The organism is Fictibacillus iocasae, from assembly GCF_042665465.1.
GTDB lineage: Bacteria > Bacillota > Bacilli > Bacillales > Fictibacillaceae > Fictibacillus > Fictibacillus iocasae.
This window is the reverse complement of record NZ_JBHTCP010000038.1, coordinates 1-16,459: the sequence shown is the minus strand read 5'-3', so window position 1 is coordinate 16,459 and position 16,459 is coordinate 1. Positions and strand designations below refer to the sequence as shown.

Below are 16,459 nucleotides of genomic sequence, written 5' to 3'. Positions count from 1 at the left end.
TTGTGTAGCCAGTTTATGTCGAAAGCGGTCCCTTCTATTCCATATATAAATATATTTCGGGAAGACGGGGGAGCTGATAGACTTGCTCAAATGGAATTCGATCGGTCTCTTCAGGCATAAGAGAGCGGCATTTTATTATATAATATAAGACGTTATCCACATTTAGTCCCCACCAATAAGGCGTGTAGTGCTGTAAATAGGTATACCCTGCATCCATCATCAGCCTGGCACCTTTAACATTTCCATAGCTGTAATGATATAGCGCTACGCTCATCTGCAGGAGGCCTTTTAAGAACAGGTTGCTCTTATCGGTAAGCCACAGTTCCTCCAGCAAATCATGACAGGTATAATAATCACCTTCATTGAAGGAGACGAAAAATTCATAGTACTCTTCCGGATAAACAGCACCGTCCATAATGTCTCCTCCTTTTCTTCACTATATCAAAGATTACCAAAGACAGAAATCGGGTAACCTGCCTGTATACCATCCATTCCCTAATCTGAAAAACAGGAGCACTCAAATATGACTGGACTATTAAGCAATTTCCCTTTAATCGCAGCCCTTCTCGGTGTCTTCTCTGCTCAGTTCTTGAAGATTCCCATCGCTTTTTTTCATACAAGGCAGGTAAAATGGCAGCTGTTCTTCACAACCGGCGGAATGCCAAGCTCCCACTCTGCATCTGTCACTTCACTTGCTACCGCTGTAGGCGTTCAGGAAGGACTTGATACAGCCTTATTTGCTATAGCCGCTATGTTCGCGATCATCGTCATGTATGACGCTAAAGGAATCCGCTGGCATGCAGGAGAACAGGCTACGGTATTGAATGATTTAGTAGAAGATTTTAAAAAGCATGTGAAAGAGACCGCTCAGCTTCAGGAGGACAGTGAAAAGACAAAAGAGTTGAAGGAGATGCTAGGACACAGGCCGAGCGAGGTGTTCTTCGGAGCTCTTCTTGGTATTGTACAGACGCTCGTTCTTTCAGCGGTTTTCTTTTCTTAGGGAGGAATGCAGAATTAAAATCGTATCGCTTTGCCCGAGCAACACAGAGCTTCTTCACTATTTAGACTTGATTCCACAGCTTGTAGGAGTGGATGATTTCTCCGATTTTCCTGAGACAGTGAACGCACTGCCTCGCGTCGGACCGGATTTGTCCATCGACATGGATGTAGTCACCAGCCTTCAGCCAGATCTCGTTCTCGCCAGTTTGAGCGTTCCTGGCATGGAGAAAAATGTTGCTGAACTCAACAAGCGCCGTATTCCTCATGTTGTGTACAATCCGCAGACTTTCGAGGACATCTTAAACGACCTGCTTGATTTAGGGGCACGCACAGGGAAACTTGATCAAGCGAACACGATAGCGGCTCGTGCCCGTAAGCTAATGGGCGAATATAAGTCCTTCGCTTCTCACGTTTCCCATCGGCCTTCTTTATATTTTGAATGGTGGCCAAAGCCTGTTTTCACACCTGGACAAAAGAACTGGCTCACGGAATTATCGGTTCTTGCAGGAGGAAGGAATGCATTTGCAGACAAACAAACGGAGAGCTTTCAATCTGACTGGGAAGAGGTTCGTTTAAAAAACCCTGACCATATTTGCATGGTTTGGGTAGGGGTCCAAACCTCTAAAATGAAGCCTGAATTATTGTATAAACGTCCAGGATGGAATGAATTGAAGGCCCTTGTCCAACGTAACATCCATGTACTGGATGAAAACTTATTCTGCCGCCCTTCCCCTCGCCTGTTTAAAGGACTAGTAAAGCTTGCAGCGCTTCTCCATCCCGATATCTTTCCATCCTATGATGAACAAGATCCTTTAACAGAGCGAAACGCCGTAAGAGGCCGGACTTAGTGGTCCGGCCTCTTCCTATTGCAGCTGCTGTCTGAAGGATTGTATGGATTTATTTTCATTCAAGGATCTCAGCTTCTTTTCGTCCAATCTTCCATTCCCTTTTTCAATCACATAGACATCCAGCGACCTTTTACCCCATTTCTCATATACCTCTTCTACCGTGTGATAGTATAAGTCAATACGCTTTCCTTTTATTGCGGATCCTGTATCAGCCACCACACCAAAACCATAATCTGGGATAAATAACACGGTGCCGATCGGGAACACGGTTGTATCAGCAGCGATGGTACTGTATACATCACGTGTTACTTTAACACCTGATTTTGTGATGCCATAAGCAGGATGGCTTTTGCTTTTGCCGGTCGACTCTGCTCCTGCCGTGTAACCGGTAGCCGTAACGTTCACTGCCTGCAGTTCGTAGGCATCTGCCACAATCTCCAAATTCTGGGCATTCGCTGCTCTGGATTCTTTTTGTCCCAAAGAAATGAATGAAGATAATTCTTTGAGTAATCTATTTTCCTTCTTTTCCTGTTCCTCATGAATCCATTTTGTCAGATCTGCAGCATTCACTCCTGAAACAGAAGTAAACGTAGTAAAGAGCGCACTTAGAAACAGCACCGTCATGCCGCCCCTGCGCAATATCACTTTAATCTTTTGCAATCCTTCCACTCCTCTCCTCCCTATTCCTTCCCCGGGAGCAGAGGAAATATACCCCATGTTAGCCTTCTTTTACATCCGCCGACTAGCCATTCCGTCAGCCTTCGTTGACGTTAGACTTGATTCATAAGCATTTTGACTACGCCGATAATCATTACAGATTTTCAAAAAAAATACACCTTCGAATGGAAGGTGGTATTAGAACATTTGATATCCTCTTACTCTCAGCATTTTAATCGCGATTCCAGCTAGAACGGCGCCAAATAAACCGCTTAATAAAATGGCCATATCCGCTAGTTGAAGGGAGCTTAAATGGCCGGCCAAGTTCGTGAAAGTTGTTCCTGGTTCGGTAAAATATTTGTAGCTCTCAAAGAGCTTAAGTTTATCTACGATTAATACGACGACAATAGGGTAGGAAATGGCCATAACCCATGTTTTTCTTAGCAGCATATTCAGCAAGAAACCGATTCCAAACAATAAAACAATAAACAGCAGCATAGAAATGATGAGCTGCGGCAGAAGCATCTGCATATGTACACCCCCAATTCATCGTTAGTTTACTGAATGGGGGCAAGAAAGTCAATTCCCATATTTGACTGGATATCGATCAAAAATTAGCTGTTCTTCTGATGATGTCCGTCTCCTCTGCATTCGCAGCACGTTTCTGAGCCGCCTAACAGAAGCTGAAAGTAACCTTTCCCTTCGCAATACGGGCATTTCTCCTGTGCAGCTTTGGCAACTTGTTGGCTTTTCATTAAGCGACACTCCTTTATTTGAATTTTCAGATAATATATCAAGGAATTCCATTAAAGAAAAACTCCTTATATCCTTAAAACCACCTTATGTAAGCGCAAACATTAAAAGAATGCTTCTTTTTTTTACAGTTTGCTTACATTTTCTAAAGATTTCAACGAGTGTCAAAAAGTTTGTAGGAGGTGTAGCCAAAAATGCTGCCAGGATCCAGTTCAGCATGCAAAGGACTTGTCGAAGAATCCAGAAAAAAGTAAATCATTAAAGAGGAATCAGGGGATAGCCTCAGCTCTTCTTCCGTTAAAAAAGCGGCTTCCTCGATCTCATCCTCCGCATGCCTTAAGCTTCCGCCCGTTCTTTTCAGGAGAAAGATAACCATATTGTCTGACGTTTCACTGTTGATCACACCTGTCCTAACCCCAAGTACCGATACCGCCTCTGCCGTAATGCCTGTTTCTTCGAAAACCTCACGCACAGCAGCAGCATCAAGCGTCTCTCCCTCCTCAACAAATCCAGCTGGAATGGACCACTTTCCTTTCAATCCCCCATACTTCTTCTTAACAACAAGCCATTTCCCCTCATCAATCACCAGCCCAGCCGCCGCAATCCAAACTTTCCCCCGCTTATTCCGATTACTCATACCCGCCTCCATCAACATATCATCCGAAAAAAACTGTATATTTCAATCATCACTACTAACTTGAAATGAACAAAAATCTCCATATCAATTTTTATGTTTTTAACTTGGCACCTTAGAATCCTTCTTTGACTAGAGTGATTGTAGTGAGAGGTGTAGACTCTCGAAAACAGCCTAAAAAAGAAAGAACAGAAGCATCAGCTCCTGTTCTTATTATAAATTAAAACAGCTTTAATTTTCCTTTTTTAACCACCATCGGAATGCCTCCAAGCAGGTAAAGGTAACGGTTGTCGATCACTTTTTTCATCGCTGATGCTGTTGCACCGAACAACTTCTTGTTTCCGACTTTTCCAATTGCTTCGCCTTTTCCAAGTGAAGCCACTGTTCCTTTAATTTCTGGCTTGAACGTTTCAAGCTCGTTTTTGCCGTTGATCAGCGCTTTTAAGTTGCGTCCGATTGTATAGGCTTGCTGAATCGCGATTTGAGCCGTTGGCGGGTATGGACGGTTCGCTTCTTCGTCAATGATAAGCGCACAGTCACCTGCTACGAAAATATAATCAAAACCTGGCATGCGAAGGTCCTTTTCTACTTTAACACGTCCGCGCATCGTTTCAAATCCAGCATTTTCGATCAAATGGTTTCCACGTACGCCTCCTGTCCAAACGACAGTCGATGCTTTGATCTCTTCGCCAGTTGCAAGAAGAACGCCTTCTTCACTGCACTCTTTAATCGGTGTGTTCACAAGGAACTCGATACCGCGGCGCTCAAGGTTGTTGATTGCATATTCAACAAGCTCTTCGTCGAATCCAGGCAGTACAGTTGGTGCTGCTTCAATGTTAACGATGCGTACTTTTTCACGCGGAATATCATATTCACGGCAAAGTTCAGGAACACGGTCTGCAAGCTCACCGACAAACTCGATTCCTGTGAATCCAGCGCCGCCGACGATAATAGTAAGCAGCTCGTCACGCTTTCCGTCATTGTTGTAGCGCGCGAAGCAATAATCAATATGCTCACGAATCTGACGGACAGAGTTGATGCTGCGGATGCTGAACGCATGTTCTTTCAGGCCTTGAATGCCGAACGTTTCAGGGTCAGCACCAAGAGCGATAACTAGATAGTCATAAGTTAGTTCTTGGTTTTCAAGAATGACTCTCTTCTCGTCTTTCTTGATCTCAACAACTGTATCCTGAACAAAATTAATTTTGTTCATATCAATGATGTCATCAATCATGATGCGTGTTTTGTCGTGGTGAAGCGTTCCAGCCGCGTTCTCATGCAGCCAAGTAGTCTGGTAATGATAGTTATGTTTGTTGACAAGGGTTACGTTAGCTTCATCTGAACCCAGCTCTTTTTGCAGACGGACAGCAGACATGATACCGCCGTAGCCTCCGCCAAGAATTAAAATGTTTGGTTTATTCAACGTGTTCACTTCCCGTTCTATTTTTTTTAGTGTAGCCTTATTAGTGAAATTATATGAAGGCGACACTGTATGTGATATTTTTCACGAAGTATTGCGCAAGAGCGCTTTATGAAGTTTTTGTTACACTTCAAGATAAATCCTTACTCATCTTATTCCTTTTTTCTTGTTTTTTCAACCTTTTTTTCGATAGTATGGGGTTGCGGCCAAAAGAAACATTCCCCTTTTTACTTTATGAAAGAATCACTTTTTTACAGAGGAGAAATCCGACAGAGTCAAACCGTTTAGGAATAAAGTATTGGACAACTAAGGGTGACTTAAACGCTTGAAGTCAGCCAAGTTTTCTTTTTGTAATTCATTTATTAAAAAGGAAATGTTTTGCGAGGCAAGAATGTATACATAGTATAGAAATCACTGGGGGTGCACTCAACATGGCAAAAGATTTGTATGATATTACGATTATCGGGGGAGGTCCATCCGGCCTTTTTGCCGCCTTTTACGGCGGGCTGAGACAAATGAAGGTGAAAATTATTGAAAGTATGCCTCAGCTTGGCGGACAGCTCTCCGCCCTATATCCTGAAAAGTATATTTATGACGTGGCTGGATTTCCGAAGGTGCTCGCTCAGGATCTAGTGAACAACTTAAAGGAACAGGCCCTGCAATTTTCTCCAGCAGTTGTACTTGAACAATCTGTAGAAAATGTAGAGAAAACTGCTGACGATTTCTTTGAACTCACTACAGACAAAGAAGTGCATTATTCAAAGGCTGTCATCATTACCGCTGGTGTCGGTGCATTTCAGCCGAGGAGATTAGAACACGCCGATGCTTCTCTATATGAAGGGAAAAATCTTCATTACTTTGTTGACGACCTACAATCATTTGCTGGAAAGAAAGTGCTTGTATGCGGAGGTGGCGATTCTGCATTGGATTGGTCCCTCATGCTTGAGCCGATTGCACAGGAAGTTACATTGACTCACCGACGGGAAAAGTTCCGTGCCCATGAACATAGCGTCGAACAACTAGAAAATTCATCCGTTTCCGTAAAAACACCTTATCAAATTAAAGACATTAACGGAAATGGAGAAAACGTTACATCTGTCACGCTGCAGAACGGTGAAGAAGAAGAAACAATAGAAGTTGATGCGGTCATAGTGAATTACGGTTTCGTTTCCTCCCTGGGTCCAATTAAGAACTGGGGGCTTGAAATCGTAAAGAACTCTATCGCCGTTAACTCTCGCATGGAAACCAACATTAAAGGCATTTATGCAGCGGGGGATATATGCACGTATGATGGAAAAGTAAAACTGATCGCAGCTGGCTTTGGAGAGGCCCCTACGGCTGTCAATAACGCTAAAACCTATATTGATCCGAATGCTAAAACACAGCCACAGCACAGCACTAGCTTATTTTAAAGGATGGTACACTCATGAACAGACAGTTTACTGAAGAAGAAATGCACGCTGCTGATCTTATCGAAGAAATAAAGCAGCTTCTTGCCGGATTGCATATAACGGACGAAGATTTTTTAGACGAGGTGGCAAAAACGGTACCAGAATTAAAAGAAAAAATTCTGCAGCTGGAAGGGTACAACCACCCTTAAATTTCCATTTCCAACAATGAATCCATATGTTATCATAGTTCTCGAAGCGGACAAGTGCCGTTCTCAAATTAGATAAACACGTATCCGGTGTTGGCGCACCGGATTTTTTTATATTACATAAAGAACCGTATATTCTAACAAAGGGGGTACATCTCAAATGGAACCAAATTTAGTGGCAGCTATCGTCTTTTTCGTTGCGGGCAGTGTACTTTTTGTCCAAGGCATAAAGCCGGAGCAAGAAAAGAAGGCCGTCTGGATCGGAAGCGCAATAGCCGCAGACCTCCTTGGAGTCGTTTCACTTGTTGCTTTTTAAACGCAATTAAGGTGCCCATCGATTTAGTCAATGGGACACCTTTTTTTATACGATGGTATATGTGAACGATGGCTGACACGAAAGGCGGTGTCAGCCCTTTTTTACCCACAAAGCTAAAAAGACTGCCTGCTTATCTCTTCAGTGCAATGACCGTTCGATGAATATGCTCAATTGTCTGTATCATTTTCATTCGATAAGCTGCTATAGTGAAATTTTTTGCCGTCACGAAACCGTTTACTTTTTGCAAGGCTTGCTGCCTTTTATTTTCAAGAAGCGATTTAACTGCTGATGCGAGCATTTCTGGGTTTCGCGGCGGGACAATCGTTGCATTATGTCTTTGCTGGCAAAAATCCATGACTCCCCCACAATTCGTTGTCACGACAGGCGTCCCGCATGCCATGGCCTCGAGCGGCGGAAGACCAAAGCCTTCAGCCCATGAGGAAAAAACGAAAAGATCAGATGAGCGATAAAAATCAGCCATCTCTTTTTCACCAGCTGAAGGGAATTTATGAACCGACACTCCAGGCATGGACAAGTCTCCTTCAGCTACGATCAAGTTCACCAAAAAAGGTTTTTGATACACCTCCTGCAGTATTTGCATGCTTCGGTAAAAATCCTCAAAACCTTTTACCGCATACCCGAGACTCGGATCACGGCCGATATACATGATGGAAGGAATGCCAGAATTCAATTTCTTAGTAGACGGGCCATACGGATTAAATATTTGAGGATCCACACCGTAGTTGACGACAAAATTGTCCCTGCCATTAACGGCTTTAACCTGCCTGTTTAAATAATGAGAAATGCAAATGACTGGCACATCATTTTGGTAGGTGGACAAGGCTGCCGTCTTATCTTCAAGCCATGAGGGCTCAAATCCTTGGCAAAGCCTAATACACTGGCTCGGCCATGCTTGATAGGCAGCATCAAACGTCACATAAAAGTTCGGCAGCACCACATCACCGAACGGTATCGTTTCAGCGGAGAGCTTCTTCACGCGCACGACTTTGCATCGCAAAGCATATTTAATAGGTGCCCATTCTGAAATCACAACGGTCACATCATGCCCCCTCATATGAAGAGCATTTGCGATATCTGCAAGAAACTTGCAGCCTCCGCCTACCTCAAGCGATTGAATGGGGATAACAATTTTCAAAAAGGTTCACCAGCCCTGGAATATGACCTGTTAACCAGTATATTGTTCTCACCTTCTCTTGTGCACAACATTCAGAAAATGTGAACGGACAAGCTTCCGTATTGATGATTTGAAATAATATAAAGTAAAGTGCATTTATGAAGCAGGAGGAGCTGCCCGTGCCCGATACTGGAGTGGTCATGCCCGTTTATAATCAAGTCCCTCATATATTAAAAGCCGCCTTACTATCAATTCTTGAGCAGACATATAAGCAGTTCAGGCTTGTGATCGTTATAGATGGAGCAAACAGCCTCACAAGGAAAACAATATTTGAAATCATAAAAGACCAGAATGATGTGATCGTTCTGGATAAAAAAAACAATGAAGGCGTCTCTAAAGCTTTAAACACAGGCTTTCAGCATTTAATAGGATACCCTGACATCCAATACTTAACGTGGGTTTCGAGCGATAACATTTATTATCCAAATTTCTTGGAGGCTTTACGAAACAAACTTGCTGCGAGCCCGCCTCATATCGGACTTGTATACAGCAGTTTCCGTCATATTTCAGCGAACGGACATCCTACCCAAGACGAAGCTGCCCTGAAAAGATTCCGGCAGTTCCAGCATCAAACGAGAGAAAATTTGCTGAACATTTGCTTTATCGGTGTGTCCTTCATGTATCGTAAATCAGCTGCAATCAAAATTGAAGGCTATCATTTTGAACCAGTAGAAGATTATGAATACTGGCTCAGGCTGACCGAGGTGTGTGATATCACATATTTAGCACAGGAACTGATGGATTACCGAGTTGACGCACCGGAGAGCATTTCAAAATCTCTGCATGAAAACAAACAACGCCACAGATGGTGGAGACACCAATTTAACCTGGCTCGTCAGCAGGCGCGAATGAGAAGAGGCATTCCAATCGAAACCACCATCTTTTATCCAGCGCCAGATACTTCTGATGCAACGATTGACGCTTTGGAGAGACTGCTCAATCAATCGTATTACAACTACCGGCTTGTTATTGTGGATGAAACAGGGATGCTAGGGGCGAGACTTGATGAGCTGAAAATAACCGATCCTCGTATAGAACGAATTGCCAGCAACGATAAAATGATGGTCCTTCGCAACAACGTACACACACTGAAGACAGCATATGCGATGATTTATGGCCCTTCACTGCCTAACGATCAATCCCTTTCACATCTTGTTAAAATCATGAAAAGCCTTCCGTTCTCAAAAGTCCACATCGCGTATATTGACAGCCTTAAAAAGACACCGCAATTGCGTCCTGCAGCACGAAGGCAGATTCCGGGAGTTAATGAACTACTGTACTCCATTCAATTTAAATCATTGATTTTAAACAGCAGGCGGATGGCATGAGAACCCGGCCGCTTCCTGCCCTTTCACCCTTTCTGCTGAATTCTGTGCCAAAAAGCGGAACGAACCTTGCCATCCAGCTGCTATCAGGAGTCCCCGGACTCTACCGCGAAGACTATAAGCATCTGTTCGAAGGAACCAAACAGCAGCTCCAGCACCATACTGAAATGCTCATGGCACTCCAACCAAACGAATACATCGTCGGTCATGTGTTCTATAGCCAGCACTGGACTGACTTGCTGAACCTTTTAAAGATAAAAATGATCTTTATCTTTCGAGATCCTAGAGATACAGCCGTTTCGCTTGCTTATTTCATGGACTCTGAAAAACTGAAAAACGATCCGCTAACACGCTATGTACAAAGCAGCCGATTAACAATAAAAGAACGCTTACGTGCAATCATTACCGGCGTCCAGCTGCCTGAAGGTCCATATCCTAATATAAAAGATGCTTCAGAAATCTTCACATTATGGAAATGCGCCCCTTCAGTCCTCCCGATTACGTATGAAGAGTTAACCGCCTCACCCGAATCACGATATCAAGCATGCTTTAAGATGATTCACTTCCTGTCCGGAAGATTATGGCGCCATAGAGAAAAGATCGCTGCTGTAAACAGTATGATGTCTAAATACAACCCAAGTGAATCCTGGACCTTTCGAAAAGGAACAGCAGGAAGCTGGAGAAATGAATTTGATGAAGAGCTTAAACACCTCTTCAAACAAACAGCGGGTGACTTGCTGATCGAACTTGGATATGAAAAAGACAAAAACTGGTGAGAGTATGCTTACTCTCACCAGTTTCTGTCAGCACTCTTCCGGCGTTCCTTCGTTCGTCGCGGTCTTGAACGATGATCCGCACCCGCAGGATGCGATGGCGTTCGGGTTGTCGATCGTGAACCCGCCGCCCATCATGTTTTGCTTAAAATCAATAACGGTTCCTTTTAGAACCTTTGCACTTTCATGATCTACGACAACTGTAATGCCGTTAATCTCTTCTTCGATATCCTGATCAGCTTTGCTGCTGTCAAATCCCATGCCATACGATAACCCTGTGCATCCGCCGCCTTTTACAGCAACACGGAGAAACTGGTTTGGATCGTCCTCCGCAGCGAGCATTTCTTTTATTCTTCCGGCAGCTTCAGCCGTAATCTCAATAATCATCGTCATCGTTCACCCTTTCTAGATAAAGCTTCTATACGATATACAGTATACAAAGTTGAAGGGGACGTCACAAGAAAAGGGGCTTATTTCGTATAAAGTGCTGCGTATTCTAGCCGTAATATTTTATTATGAGTTTCATCGATCTGTTCGCTGTATTTTAATACGGAAGGATCCTTAATGCCCAGCTCTTTAGCTGCTTCCATCATCTTGGTCCTAAGCCGCTCTAACTCTTCTAAACAGGATGATAACATTAATGATTTGCTTCCCATCTCCGTACACTCCTTGACCGTTTCTCGCTGATTACACCACTATATTTTACCATTTTTCCCTTACTGCATACAACCTGTTTCCTGCAACTTCATCTAATTGACATATTTATCATGCCTTAAAATGGATGGTATGTCAGTGGATTTTCCACACATTTATTTTGTTTGTCATACTCGATATAAAGCTGTAACAAAACAGGCCCTTTTCTTGTCCTAATTATAGAGAAGGCTTATAATAGGAACAGCATATCCGTCACATAAAAGTATTCGTTATTATAGGGAATATCAGCTAGACGAATAGAACGGGGGAAAAGATGACGATTATTACTTCTGAACATACACGCATGCAAGAAATCGCAGAGAAAGTACGCCACGGTGAACGTTTGACGATTGAAGACGGCCTCTTTTTATATGAAACAGACGATCTTCTCGGCGTAGCTCAGCTGGCTAACCAGGTAAATCTGAGAAAGAACGGCAACAAAGTTTATTTCATCGAAAACTTATACATCAATCCAACAAACGTGTGTGAGGCGACCTGCAGCTTCTGCGGTTTCAAGCGCAAGCCAGGTGAAGAAGGCGCTTATACGATGGATGACGCGAGATTGCTGGAATACGTAGAAAAACGCTGGAACGATAACATCCGAGAGTTCCATATTGTAGGCGGTCATAACCACGAGGTTCCATTTGATTATTATTTAAACACTATCCGTACCCTTAAAGCGAAATATCCTCAAGTCACGGTAAAAGCCTACACAGGAGCGGAAATCGAGTTCTTCTCGCGCATTGCGGGCATTTCCATGAAAGAAGTATTGGAAGAACTGATCAAAGCCGGGTTGGATACAATGCCAGGCGGCGGTGCAGAGATTTTGACAGAGCGCTATCGCTTGAAGATGAGCCCTGACAAAGCATCCACAGATCAGTGGCTAGAAGCACACGAGATCGCTCACGGATTAGGATTGCGCACTCACGCGACAATGCTATACGGATCAATTGAAACGAAGGAAGAGCGTCTCATTCACATGGACAGGCTCCGTCAGCTTCAAGACCGCACGAACGGTTTCATGGTCTTTATCCCGCTTGCGATGCAGCCTCGTTCACAAAGCATGGGCATTCAGCGCCGCACTTCTGCTTTTGACGATATGCGCACCATTGCGATCAGCCGCTTGATGCTTGATAACTTCGATCATGTGAAAGCCTATTGGATCAACATCGGTGTGCAGCTGACGCAGATGGCACTCACTTTCGGTTCAAGTGATATTCACGGCACCTTGATTGAAGAGCGCATTTCACATGCGGTAGGGGCACTTACATCATCAGGCATCACTCGAAAAGAGCTCGTTCACTTAATCAAAACAGCGAACAAAATTCCCGTTGAACGTGACACATTCTATAACATCATTAAAGAATATTAATCAAGAACAGCCGCCCGAGGGCGGCTGTTTCTTTTGGGTTTAAAGTTAAAGAAAAAATTGGCCGGTGCAGATCGTCTCAGCAGGTCCCGTCATATAAACGTCACCTGAATCAGACCAGTTGATGATTAAGTCTCCTCCAGCAAGATGTACCGTAATATCCGTATCTCGCTTTGCTTGGCCATTTAGCACTGCCGCCACCGCTGCAGCACATGCACCTGTTCCGCACGCCTGCGTGATGCCTGAACCGCGTTCCCATACACGAAAATGCATCTCCACTTCTGTGATGATCTCCACAAATTCAGCGTTCACCCATTCTGGGAACATCGGATCTTTTTCAATCACAGGACCAAGGGTAGTGAGCGGCGCCTTTTCAATATCATCCACAAAGAATACAGCGTGCGGATTCCCCATTGAAACAGCTGTCATGAAAAGCTCTGTTCCGTCAAACAAGACAGGCTCGTTGATGACTTCTTTTTCAAATCCGATCAGCGGCAACTCAACCGGTTGCAGTCTGGGTTGGCCCATGTTTACCTTCACCTGTTTGACCATATCTTGATCCACGCGAGTGATTTCCGCCCTTACATGGCCCCCAAGCGTTTCGATATCAAACACCGGTTCGTTCACAATCCTATTTTCGTATACATATTTCGCCACGCAGCGCAGCCCGTTTCCGCAGTTTTTCGCCTCAGATCCGTCATTATTGAATACTCTCATCTTAACAGGCGCTGTTTCTGAAGGACAGATCAAGATCATACCGTCTGAGCCGATGCCTGTGTATAAATCAGATACTTTTCGTGCAATTTCTGATAATTGTTCTTCTGGAAGGTCCTCTTCAAACATATTGACATAAATATAGTTATTCCCAAGGCCGTGCATCTTCGTGAAATGAAATGAATTCATGCCTTAACTCCTTACCTGCTCTCTCTCAGCTTTTCATCTGTCCAAAAATAATCGTCATCTGCTCTTAAAATCGTCAGTTTGCCATGGCAGCATGGCATAATCAATAGCTGCTTGATCCCTTCCTTTGCCAGTTCAAGCGAATCTTCCGAAAAAGACGTGAGCACATTCGTTTTTTGGCAAAATGGGCATTCCTGCAAATAGATGTCATCCATCATTTTCTCATATGGCCATGTATTTTCAAAAGTCAGCATTTGCTGCTTCCTCCTCTAATGATAGGTCCTTATTCAAAGAAACAAGCATTTCCATTCACATTTTTCATGTTCTCAAGTATAATGGGATTTGTAAGACAATTCAATAGCGATCCATCTTCGGGGCAGGGTGAAATTCCCGACCGGCGGTATTTGAAGATTCCCTCTTCATCAGCCCGTGAGCGGCAACATTGTTATAAAAAAAATGTGCTGCTGATCTGGTGTAATTCCAGAGCCGACAGTATAGTCTGGATGGGAGAAGATGTCGGTGCACGTTTTGAACCTTTTTCAAGACGGGGCATTTGTTAAAGTACGCGTTTTAGCACATCGCTAATAGGCTTATTTCACAATGCCTGCTGACCTTTACACACTCTCCCTTGTCGCTTGTATAGCGTACAAGGGTTTTATTTTTGTATAAAGGAAAGCTGTGCTGCATTTGAAATCGAGATGGCGCAACACACAAAGGAGAGATTTCAATGCAACAAGGGAAAGCAAGAAAAATGGTGGCAGTCTCCATGCTGAGCTCCATCGCCTATTTACTAATGATGCTCGATTTTCCATTTCCAGGACTGCCGGCATTCTTAAAAATTGACTTCAGCGACGTTCCTGCATTGCTCGCTGCCATCATTTTCGGACCGTTGGCGGGAATTGCAGTAGAAGCGATCAAGAACCTTCTGCACTATGGTATTCAAGGCAGCATGACAGGTGTTCCTGTTGGGGAGATCGCAAACTTCATCGCAGGCTCATTGTTCATCGTTCCTGCATCTTACTTTTTCCGTAAATATCAATCGGTCAAAGGCTTGTCGATCGGCCTTGTTGCCGGGACAGTCTTAATGACGTTCATGATGTCATTCTTAAATTATGTGATCATCCTGCCTGCATACACGTGGTTCCTGAACGCGCCTCAAATGTCGAGTGATGCCATGATCGAGATGATAACGATTGCCATTGCGCCGTTTAACTTAATAAAAGGATTAATTGTAGCTGCACTGTTTCTCGTTCTGTTTACCCGCATAAAGCCGTGGATAATCAGACAGTCGCAGCAAGCTTAAAACATACAAGGTGCCCCGAATTGTCGGGGCATCTTTTTTTGTATCGATATTACATGGTCTTTAACCGATTCCACTTTGAATACTTTTGCGAGCGACTTTCTAAGCGCTGTTGAAACTTACGCGCCGGTTCTGACATCTTCTGCTTCATCCCCGTCCTTCAAAATAAGCTTCTCTTTATTTTTCCATAAAAAAACACAGCGCCGGGCGTTTGTTCGCCCAGCACTGTTTTAATTTTAGAGGATGAACATTCCAGCTACTGCTCCGCTAAGAAGGTTAGCCAGTGTGGCTGCGATAACAGCTTTCATACCGAGTTTGGCGATATCTTGACGTCGGTTTGGTGCCATTGAACCTAAACCTCCGATAAGCATCGCGATTGAAGAAAGATTAGCAAATCCGCAAAGTGCGAATGAAACGATTGCAACCGTCTTGTCTTTCAGTTCAGGAATTTGCGGAGCAAATTCTGAGTAGGCAACAAATTCATTTAATACAAATTTTTGACCGATAAATGTTCCTGCTTTAACCGCTTCATCCCACGGTACACCGATAATGAATGCGATTGGAGCAAATACGTAGCCAAGTATGCTTTGAAGTGTAATTTCCACGTCGAACCAGCCGCCGATACCTCCTAGGATACCGTTGATCAGACCGATAAGAGCAATAAAGGCAAGAAGCATAGCACCCACGTTCAGCGCAATCTGCAGCCCGTCAGATGCACCGCGTGCAGCAGCATCAATCACGTTAACCGTGTCTTCATCTCGCTCGAGCTTGATGTCACCCATTGTTTCAGGCTCTTCTGTCTCCGGCATGATCAGCTTAGCCATAACAAGACCTGCTGGAGCACACATGAAGCTTGCTGCGATCAAATAGTTCAGAGGAACACCAAGCAAGTAATAACCGATAAGAACAGAGCCGGCAACAGATGCCAGTCCGCCGACCATAACAGCAAAGAGCTCTGATTTTGTCAAACGGCTCATGTATGGGCGAATAACAAGCGGTGCTTCCGTCTGACCCAAGAAAATATTAGCCGTCGCACTCATGGACTCCGCTTTACTTGTGCCGAGGAATTTAGAGAGAGCTCCTCCGAGAATTCGGACAATCCATTGCATAATGCCAAGATAGTACAATACTGAAATGAGAGATGAGAAGAAAATAATGACCGTAAGCACTTGGAATGCGAAGATAAACCCTTTGCCTTCCTCAGGTATCATGCTGCCGAACAAAAATGATATCCCCTCATTAGCATAAGATACAACATTTGAAACACCTGCAGAAACCGCCTGCAGTGCTTTTTTACCTGTTTCCCATTTTAATACGATTAAAGCAAATGATACTTGAATGGCAAGCGCGCCTAAAACAGTGCGCCAGTTGATCGCTTTCCTGTTTGAAGAAAGCAAAAAGCCGATAGCAAGAATGACTAGCATTCCGCCGATACCCCATAGAATTGACATCTATTTCCCCACCCCTTGTTAATAAATAGAAAACGCTTTCTTTTTTGTTATAGTTGTCAGACTTCTCGACAACTGACTTCTTAAAAATAAACAAAAAACGACCAAAAATCAATCCTTTTTTACCTGAATCAATTTCATAATTGCTTTGTTTAAAAATGCCGAAAGAATCCTCACAAGGGAAATTTCGGCTTTTTTTAATTAGGCTGCTTGGTTTTGAAGGTTTTTTAAT

The 16,459-nt window shown here is 43.7% G+C and carries 21 protein-coding genes and 1 riboswitch; of the genes, 9 read left to right on the top strand and 12 right to left on the bottom strand.

Annotation, left to right across the window (positions count from 1 at the left end; genetic code table 11):
• Positions 1 to 34 precede the first annotated feature (34 nt).
• A complete protein-coding gene (locus tag ACFQPF_RS11900) occupies positions 35 to 415 on the bottom strand; it encodes a DUF309 domain-containing protein (protein ID WP_379749902.1) in 381 nt (126 codons plus the stop codon).
• A gap of 108 nt (positions 416 to 523) precedes the next feature.
• Here ACFQPF_RS11900 and ACFQPF_RS11895 point away from each other — a divergent pair, with 108 nt between their 5' ends.
• Positions 524 to 1,000, top strand: coding sequence for a divergent PAP2 family protein (locus tag ACFQPF_RS11895; protein WP_379749900.1), 477 nt, complete (start codon positions 524 to 526; stop codon positions 998 to 1,000).
• A 13-nt stretch (positions 1,001 to 1,013) separates the two neighbouring features.
• Positions 1,014 to 1,847, top strand: coding sequence for a cobalamin-binding protein (locus ACFQPF_RS11890; RefSeq protein ID WP_379749932.1), 834 nt, complete (start codon positions 1,014 to 1,016; stop codon positions 1,845 to 1,847).
• A 15-nt stretch (positions 1,848 to 1,862) separates the two neighbouring features.
• Here ACFQPF_RS11890 and ACFQPF_RS11885 read toward each other — a convergent pair whose 3' ends face one another.
• From ACFQPF_RS11885 to ACFQPF_RS11865, 5 genes are all read right to left on the bottom strand, one after another.
• Positions 1,863 to 2,471, bottom strand: a complete 609-nt coding sequence (locus tag ACFQPF_RS11885) for a 3D domain-containing protein (protein ID WP_379749930.1) — start codon at positions 2,469 to 2,471, stop codon at positions 1,863 to 1,865.
• 231 nt (positions 2,472 to 2,702) lie between these two features.
• On the bottom strand, positions 2,703 to 3,029 hold the full coding sequence (locus ACFQPF_RS11880) for a YuiB family protein (RefSeq protein WP_379749928.1): 327 nt from the start codon (positions 3,027 to 3,029) through the stop codon (positions 2,703 to 2,705).
• An 89-nt stretch (positions 3,030 to 3,118) separates the two neighbouring features.
• Positions 3,119 to 3,259 carry a YuiA family protein gene (locus tag ACFQPF_RS11875; protein WP_379749898.1) on the bottom strand — a complete coding sequence of 47 codons (141 nt, stop codon included), beginning with the start codon at positions 3,257 to 3,259 and terminating at the stop codon, positions 3,119 to 3,121.
• A 152-nt stretch (positions 3,260 to 3,411) separates the two neighbouring features.
• Positions 3,412 to 3,894, bottom strand: a complete 483-nt coding sequence (locus tag ACFQPF_RS11870; RefSeq protein ID WP_379749896.1) for an NUDIX domain-containing protein — start codon at positions 3,892 to 3,894, stop codon at positions 3,412 to 3,414.
• Positions 3,895 to 4,111: 217 nt separating this feature from the next.
• Complete coding sequence (locus tag ACFQPF_RS11865) at positions 4,112 to 5,323, bottom strand: NAD(P)/FAD-dependent oxidoreductase (protein ID WP_379749894.1); 1,212 nt, start codon at positions 5,321 to 5,323, stop codon at positions 4,112 to 4,114.
• Between the two features lie 419 nt (positions 5,324 to 5,742).
• Here ACFQPF_RS11865 and ACFQPF_RS11860 point away from each other — a divergent pair, with 419 nt between their 5' ends.
• The 3 genes from ACFQPF_RS11860 to ACFQPF_RS11850 all read left to right on the top strand — a co-directional run bounded on the left by ACFQPF_RS11860 (position 5,743) and on the right by ACFQPF_RS11850 (position 7,224).
• The gene (locus ACFQPF_RS11860; RefSeq protein WP_379749892.1) at positions 5,743 to 6,723 is read left to right on the top strand and encodes an NAD(P)/FAD-dependent oxidoreductase; all 981 of its coding nucleotides are present in this window, start codon (positions 5,743 to 5,745) and stop codon (positions 6,721 to 6,723) included.
• Between the two features lie 14 nt (positions 6,724 to 6,737).
• Positions 6,738 to 6,911 (top strand): hypothetical protein, encoded by a 174-nt coding sequence (locus ACFQPF_RS11855; RefSeq protein WP_379749890.1) that lies wholly within the window; start codon positions 6,738 to 6,740, stop codon positions 6,909 to 6,911.
• 157 nt (positions 6,912 to 7,068) lie between these two features.
• Positions 7,069 to 7,224 (top strand): hypothetical protein, encoded by a 156-nt coding sequence (locus tag ACFQPF_RS11850; RefSeq protein WP_379749888.1) that lies wholly within the window; start codon positions 7,069 to 7,071, stop codon positions 7,222 to 7,224.
• A gap of 130 nt (positions 7,225 to 7,354) precedes the next feature.
• Here ACFQPF_RS11850 and ACFQPF_RS11845 read toward each other — a convergent pair whose 3' ends face one another.
• Entirely contained in the window at positions 7,355 to 8,380 is a 1,026-nt protein-coding gene (locus ACFQPF_RS11845; protein ID WP_379749886.1) for a glycosyltransferase family 4 protein, read from the bottom strand.
• A 158-nt stretch (positions 8,381 to 8,538) separates the two neighbouring features.
• Here ACFQPF_RS11845 and ACFQPF_RS11840 point away from each other — a divergent pair, with 158 nt between their 5' ends.
• Positions 8,539 to 9,747 (top strand): glycosyltransferase family 2 protein, encoded by a 1,209-nt coding sequence (locus ACFQPF_RS11840; RefSeq protein ID WP_379749884.1) that lies wholly within the window; start codon positions 8,539 to 8,541, stop codon positions 9,745 to 9,747.
• Complete coding sequence (locus ACFQPF_RS11835) at positions 9,744 to 10,520, top strand: sulfotransferase domain-containing protein (RefSeq protein ID WP_379749882.1); 777 nt, start codon at positions 9,744 to 9,746, stop codon at positions 10,518 to 10,520. Before ACFQPF_RS11840 ends, ACFQPF_RS11835 begins: the two co-directional genes overlap by 4 nt.
• Before the next feature lie 27 nt (positions 10,521 to 10,547).
• Here ACFQPF_RS11835 and ACFQPF_RS11830 read toward each other — a convergent pair whose 3' ends face one another.
• Together ACFQPF_RS11830 and ACFQPF_RS11825 are read right to left on the bottom strand one after the other, a co-directional pair.
• Positions 10,548 to 10,910, bottom strand: a complete 363-nt coding sequence (locus tag ACFQPF_RS11830; RefSeq protein ID WP_379749880.1) for a HesB/IscA family protein — start codon at positions 10,908 to 10,910, stop codon at positions 10,548 to 10,550.
• Between the two features lie 77 nt (positions 10,911 to 10,987).
• On the bottom strand, positions 10,988 to 11,173 hold the full coding sequence (locus ACFQPF_RS11825; RefSeq protein ID WP_379749878.1) for a Spo0E family sporulation regulatory protein-aspartic acid phosphatase: 186 nt from the start codon (positions 11,171 to 11,173) through the stop codon (positions 10,988 to 10,990).
• A 311-nt stretch (positions 11,174 to 11,484) separates the two neighbouring features.
• On the opposite strand from ACFQPF_RS11825, the gene mqnE reads away from it, so the two are divergent.
• Positions 11,485 to 12,582 (top strand): aminofutalosine synthase MqnE, encoded by a 1,098-nt coding sequence (mqnE, locus tag ACFQPF_RS11820; protein WP_379749876.1) that lies wholly within the window; start codon positions 11,485 to 11,487, stop codon positions 12,580 to 12,582.
• A gap of 45 nt (positions 12,583 to 12,627) precedes the next feature.
• On the opposite strand, the gene dapF is transcribed toward mqnE, so the two are convergent.
• Positions 12,628 to 13,482: a diaminopimelate epimerase gene (gene dapF / locus ACFQPF_RS11815; RefSeq protein WP_379749874.1), complete on the bottom strand. Its 855-nt coding sequence runs from the start codon at positions 13,480 to 13,482 to the stop codon at positions 12,628 to 12,630.
• Positions 13,483 to 13,493: 11 nt separating this feature from the next.
• Complete coding sequence (locus tag ACFQPF_RS11810) at positions 13,494 to 13,733, bottom strand: hypothetical protein (RefSeq protein WP_379749872.1); 240 nt, start codon at positions 13,731 to 13,733, stop codon at positions 13,494 to 13,496.
• Between the two features lie 109 nt (positions 13,734 to 13,842).
• Positions 13,843 to 13,998, top strand: a riboswitch (FMN riboswitch).
• 208 nt (positions 13,999 to 14,206) lie between these two features.
• On the opposite strand from ACFQPF_RS11810, the gene ACFQPF_RS11805 reads away from it, so the two are divergent.
• Positions 14,207 to 14,782, top strand: a complete 576-nt coding sequence (locus ACFQPF_RS11805) for an ECF transporter S component (protein ID WP_379749870.1) — start codon at positions 14,207 to 14,209, stop codon at positions 14,780 to 14,782.
• A 233-nt stretch (positions 14,783 to 15,015) separates the two neighbouring features.
• On the opposite strand, the gene ACFQPF_RS11800 is transcribed toward ACFQPF_RS11805, so the two are convergent.
• On the bottom strand, positions 15,016 to 16,230 hold the full coding sequence (locus ACFQPF_RS11800; protein WP_379749868.1) for a NupC/NupG family nucleoside CNT transporter: 1,215 nt from the start codon (positions 16,228 to 16,230) through the stop codon (positions 15,016 to 15,018).
• Positions 16,231 to 16,459: the final 229 nt, after the last annotated feature.

What these genes read in the sequence shown, in the direction of transcription:
- ACFQPF_RS11895 (WP_379749900.1), top strand. Translation starts at nt 524, where the DNA reads ATGACTGGACTATTAAGCAATTTCCCTTTAATCGCAGCCCTTCTCGGT.
- mqnE (WP_379749876.1), top strand. Translation starts at nt 11,485, where the DNA reads ATGACGATTATTACTTCTGAACATACACGCATGCAAGAAATCGCAGAG.
- ACFQPF_RS11875 (WP_379749898.1), bottom strand. Translation starts at nt 3,259, where the DNA reads ATGAAAAGCCAACAAGTTGCCAAAGCTGCACAGGAGAAATGCCCGTAT.
- ACFQPF_RS11850 (WP_379749888.1), top strand. Translation starts at nt 7,069, where the DNA reads ATGGAACCAAATTTAGTGGCAGCTATCGTCTTTTTCGTTGCGGGCAGT.
- ACFQPF_RS11855 (WP_379749890.1), top strand. Translation starts at nt 6,738, where the DNA reads ATGAACAGACAGTTTACTGAAGAAGAAATGCACGCTGCTGATCTTATC.
- ACFQPF_RS11825 (WP_379749878.1), bottom strand. Translation starts at nt 11,173, where the DNA reads ATGGGAAGCAAATCATTAATGTTATCATCCTGTTTAGAAGAGTTAGAG.
- ACFQPF_RS11885 (WP_379749930.1), bottom strand. Translation starts at nt 2,471, where the DNA reads ATGACGGTGCTGTTTCTAAGTGCGCTCTTTACTACGTTTACTTCTGTT.
- dapF (WP_379749874.1), bottom strand. Translation starts at nt 13,482, where the DNA reads ATGAATTCATTTCATTTCACGAAGATGCACGGCCTTGGGAATAACTAT.
- ACFQPF_RS11810 (WP_379749872.1), bottom strand. Translation starts at nt 13,733, where the DNA reads ATGCTGACTTTTGAAAATACATGGCCATATGAGAAAATGATGGATGAC.
- ACFQPF_RS11900 (WP_379749902.1), bottom strand. Translation starts at nt 415, where the DNA reads ATGGACGGTGCTGTTTATCCGGAAGAGTACTATGAATTTTTCGTCTCC.
- ACFQPF_RS11860 (WP_379749892.1), top strand. Translation starts at nt 5,743, where the DNA reads ATGGCAAAAGATTTGTATGATATTACGATTATCGGGGGAGGTCCATCC.
- ACFQPF_RS11870 (WP_379749896.1), bottom strand. Translation starts at nt 3,894, where the DNA reads ATGAGTAATCGGAATAAGCGGGGGAAAGTTTGGATTGCGGCGGCTGGG.
- ACFQPF_RS11880 (WP_379749928.1), bottom strand. Translation starts at nt 3,029, where the DNA reads ATGCTTCTGCCGCAGCTCATCATTTCTATGCTGCTGTTTATTGTTTTA.
- ACFQPF_RS11805 (WP_379749870.1), top strand. Translation starts at nt 14,207, where the DNA reads ATGCAACAAGGGAAAGCAAGAAAAATGGTGGCAGTCTCCATGCTGAGC.
- ACFQPF_RS11800 (WP_379749868.1), bottom strand. Translation starts at nt 16,230, where the DNA reads ATGTCAATTCTATGGGGTATCGGCGGAATGCTAGTCATTCTTGCTATC.
- ACFQPF_RS11830 (WP_379749880.1), bottom strand. Translation starts at nt 10,910, where the DNA reads ATGACGATGATTATTGAGATTACGGCTGAAGCTGCCGGAAGAATAAAA.
- ACFQPF_RS11835 (WP_379749882.1), top strand. Translation starts at nt 9,744, where the DNA reads ATGAGAACCCGGCCGCTTCCTGCCCTTTCACCCTTTCTGCTGAATTCT.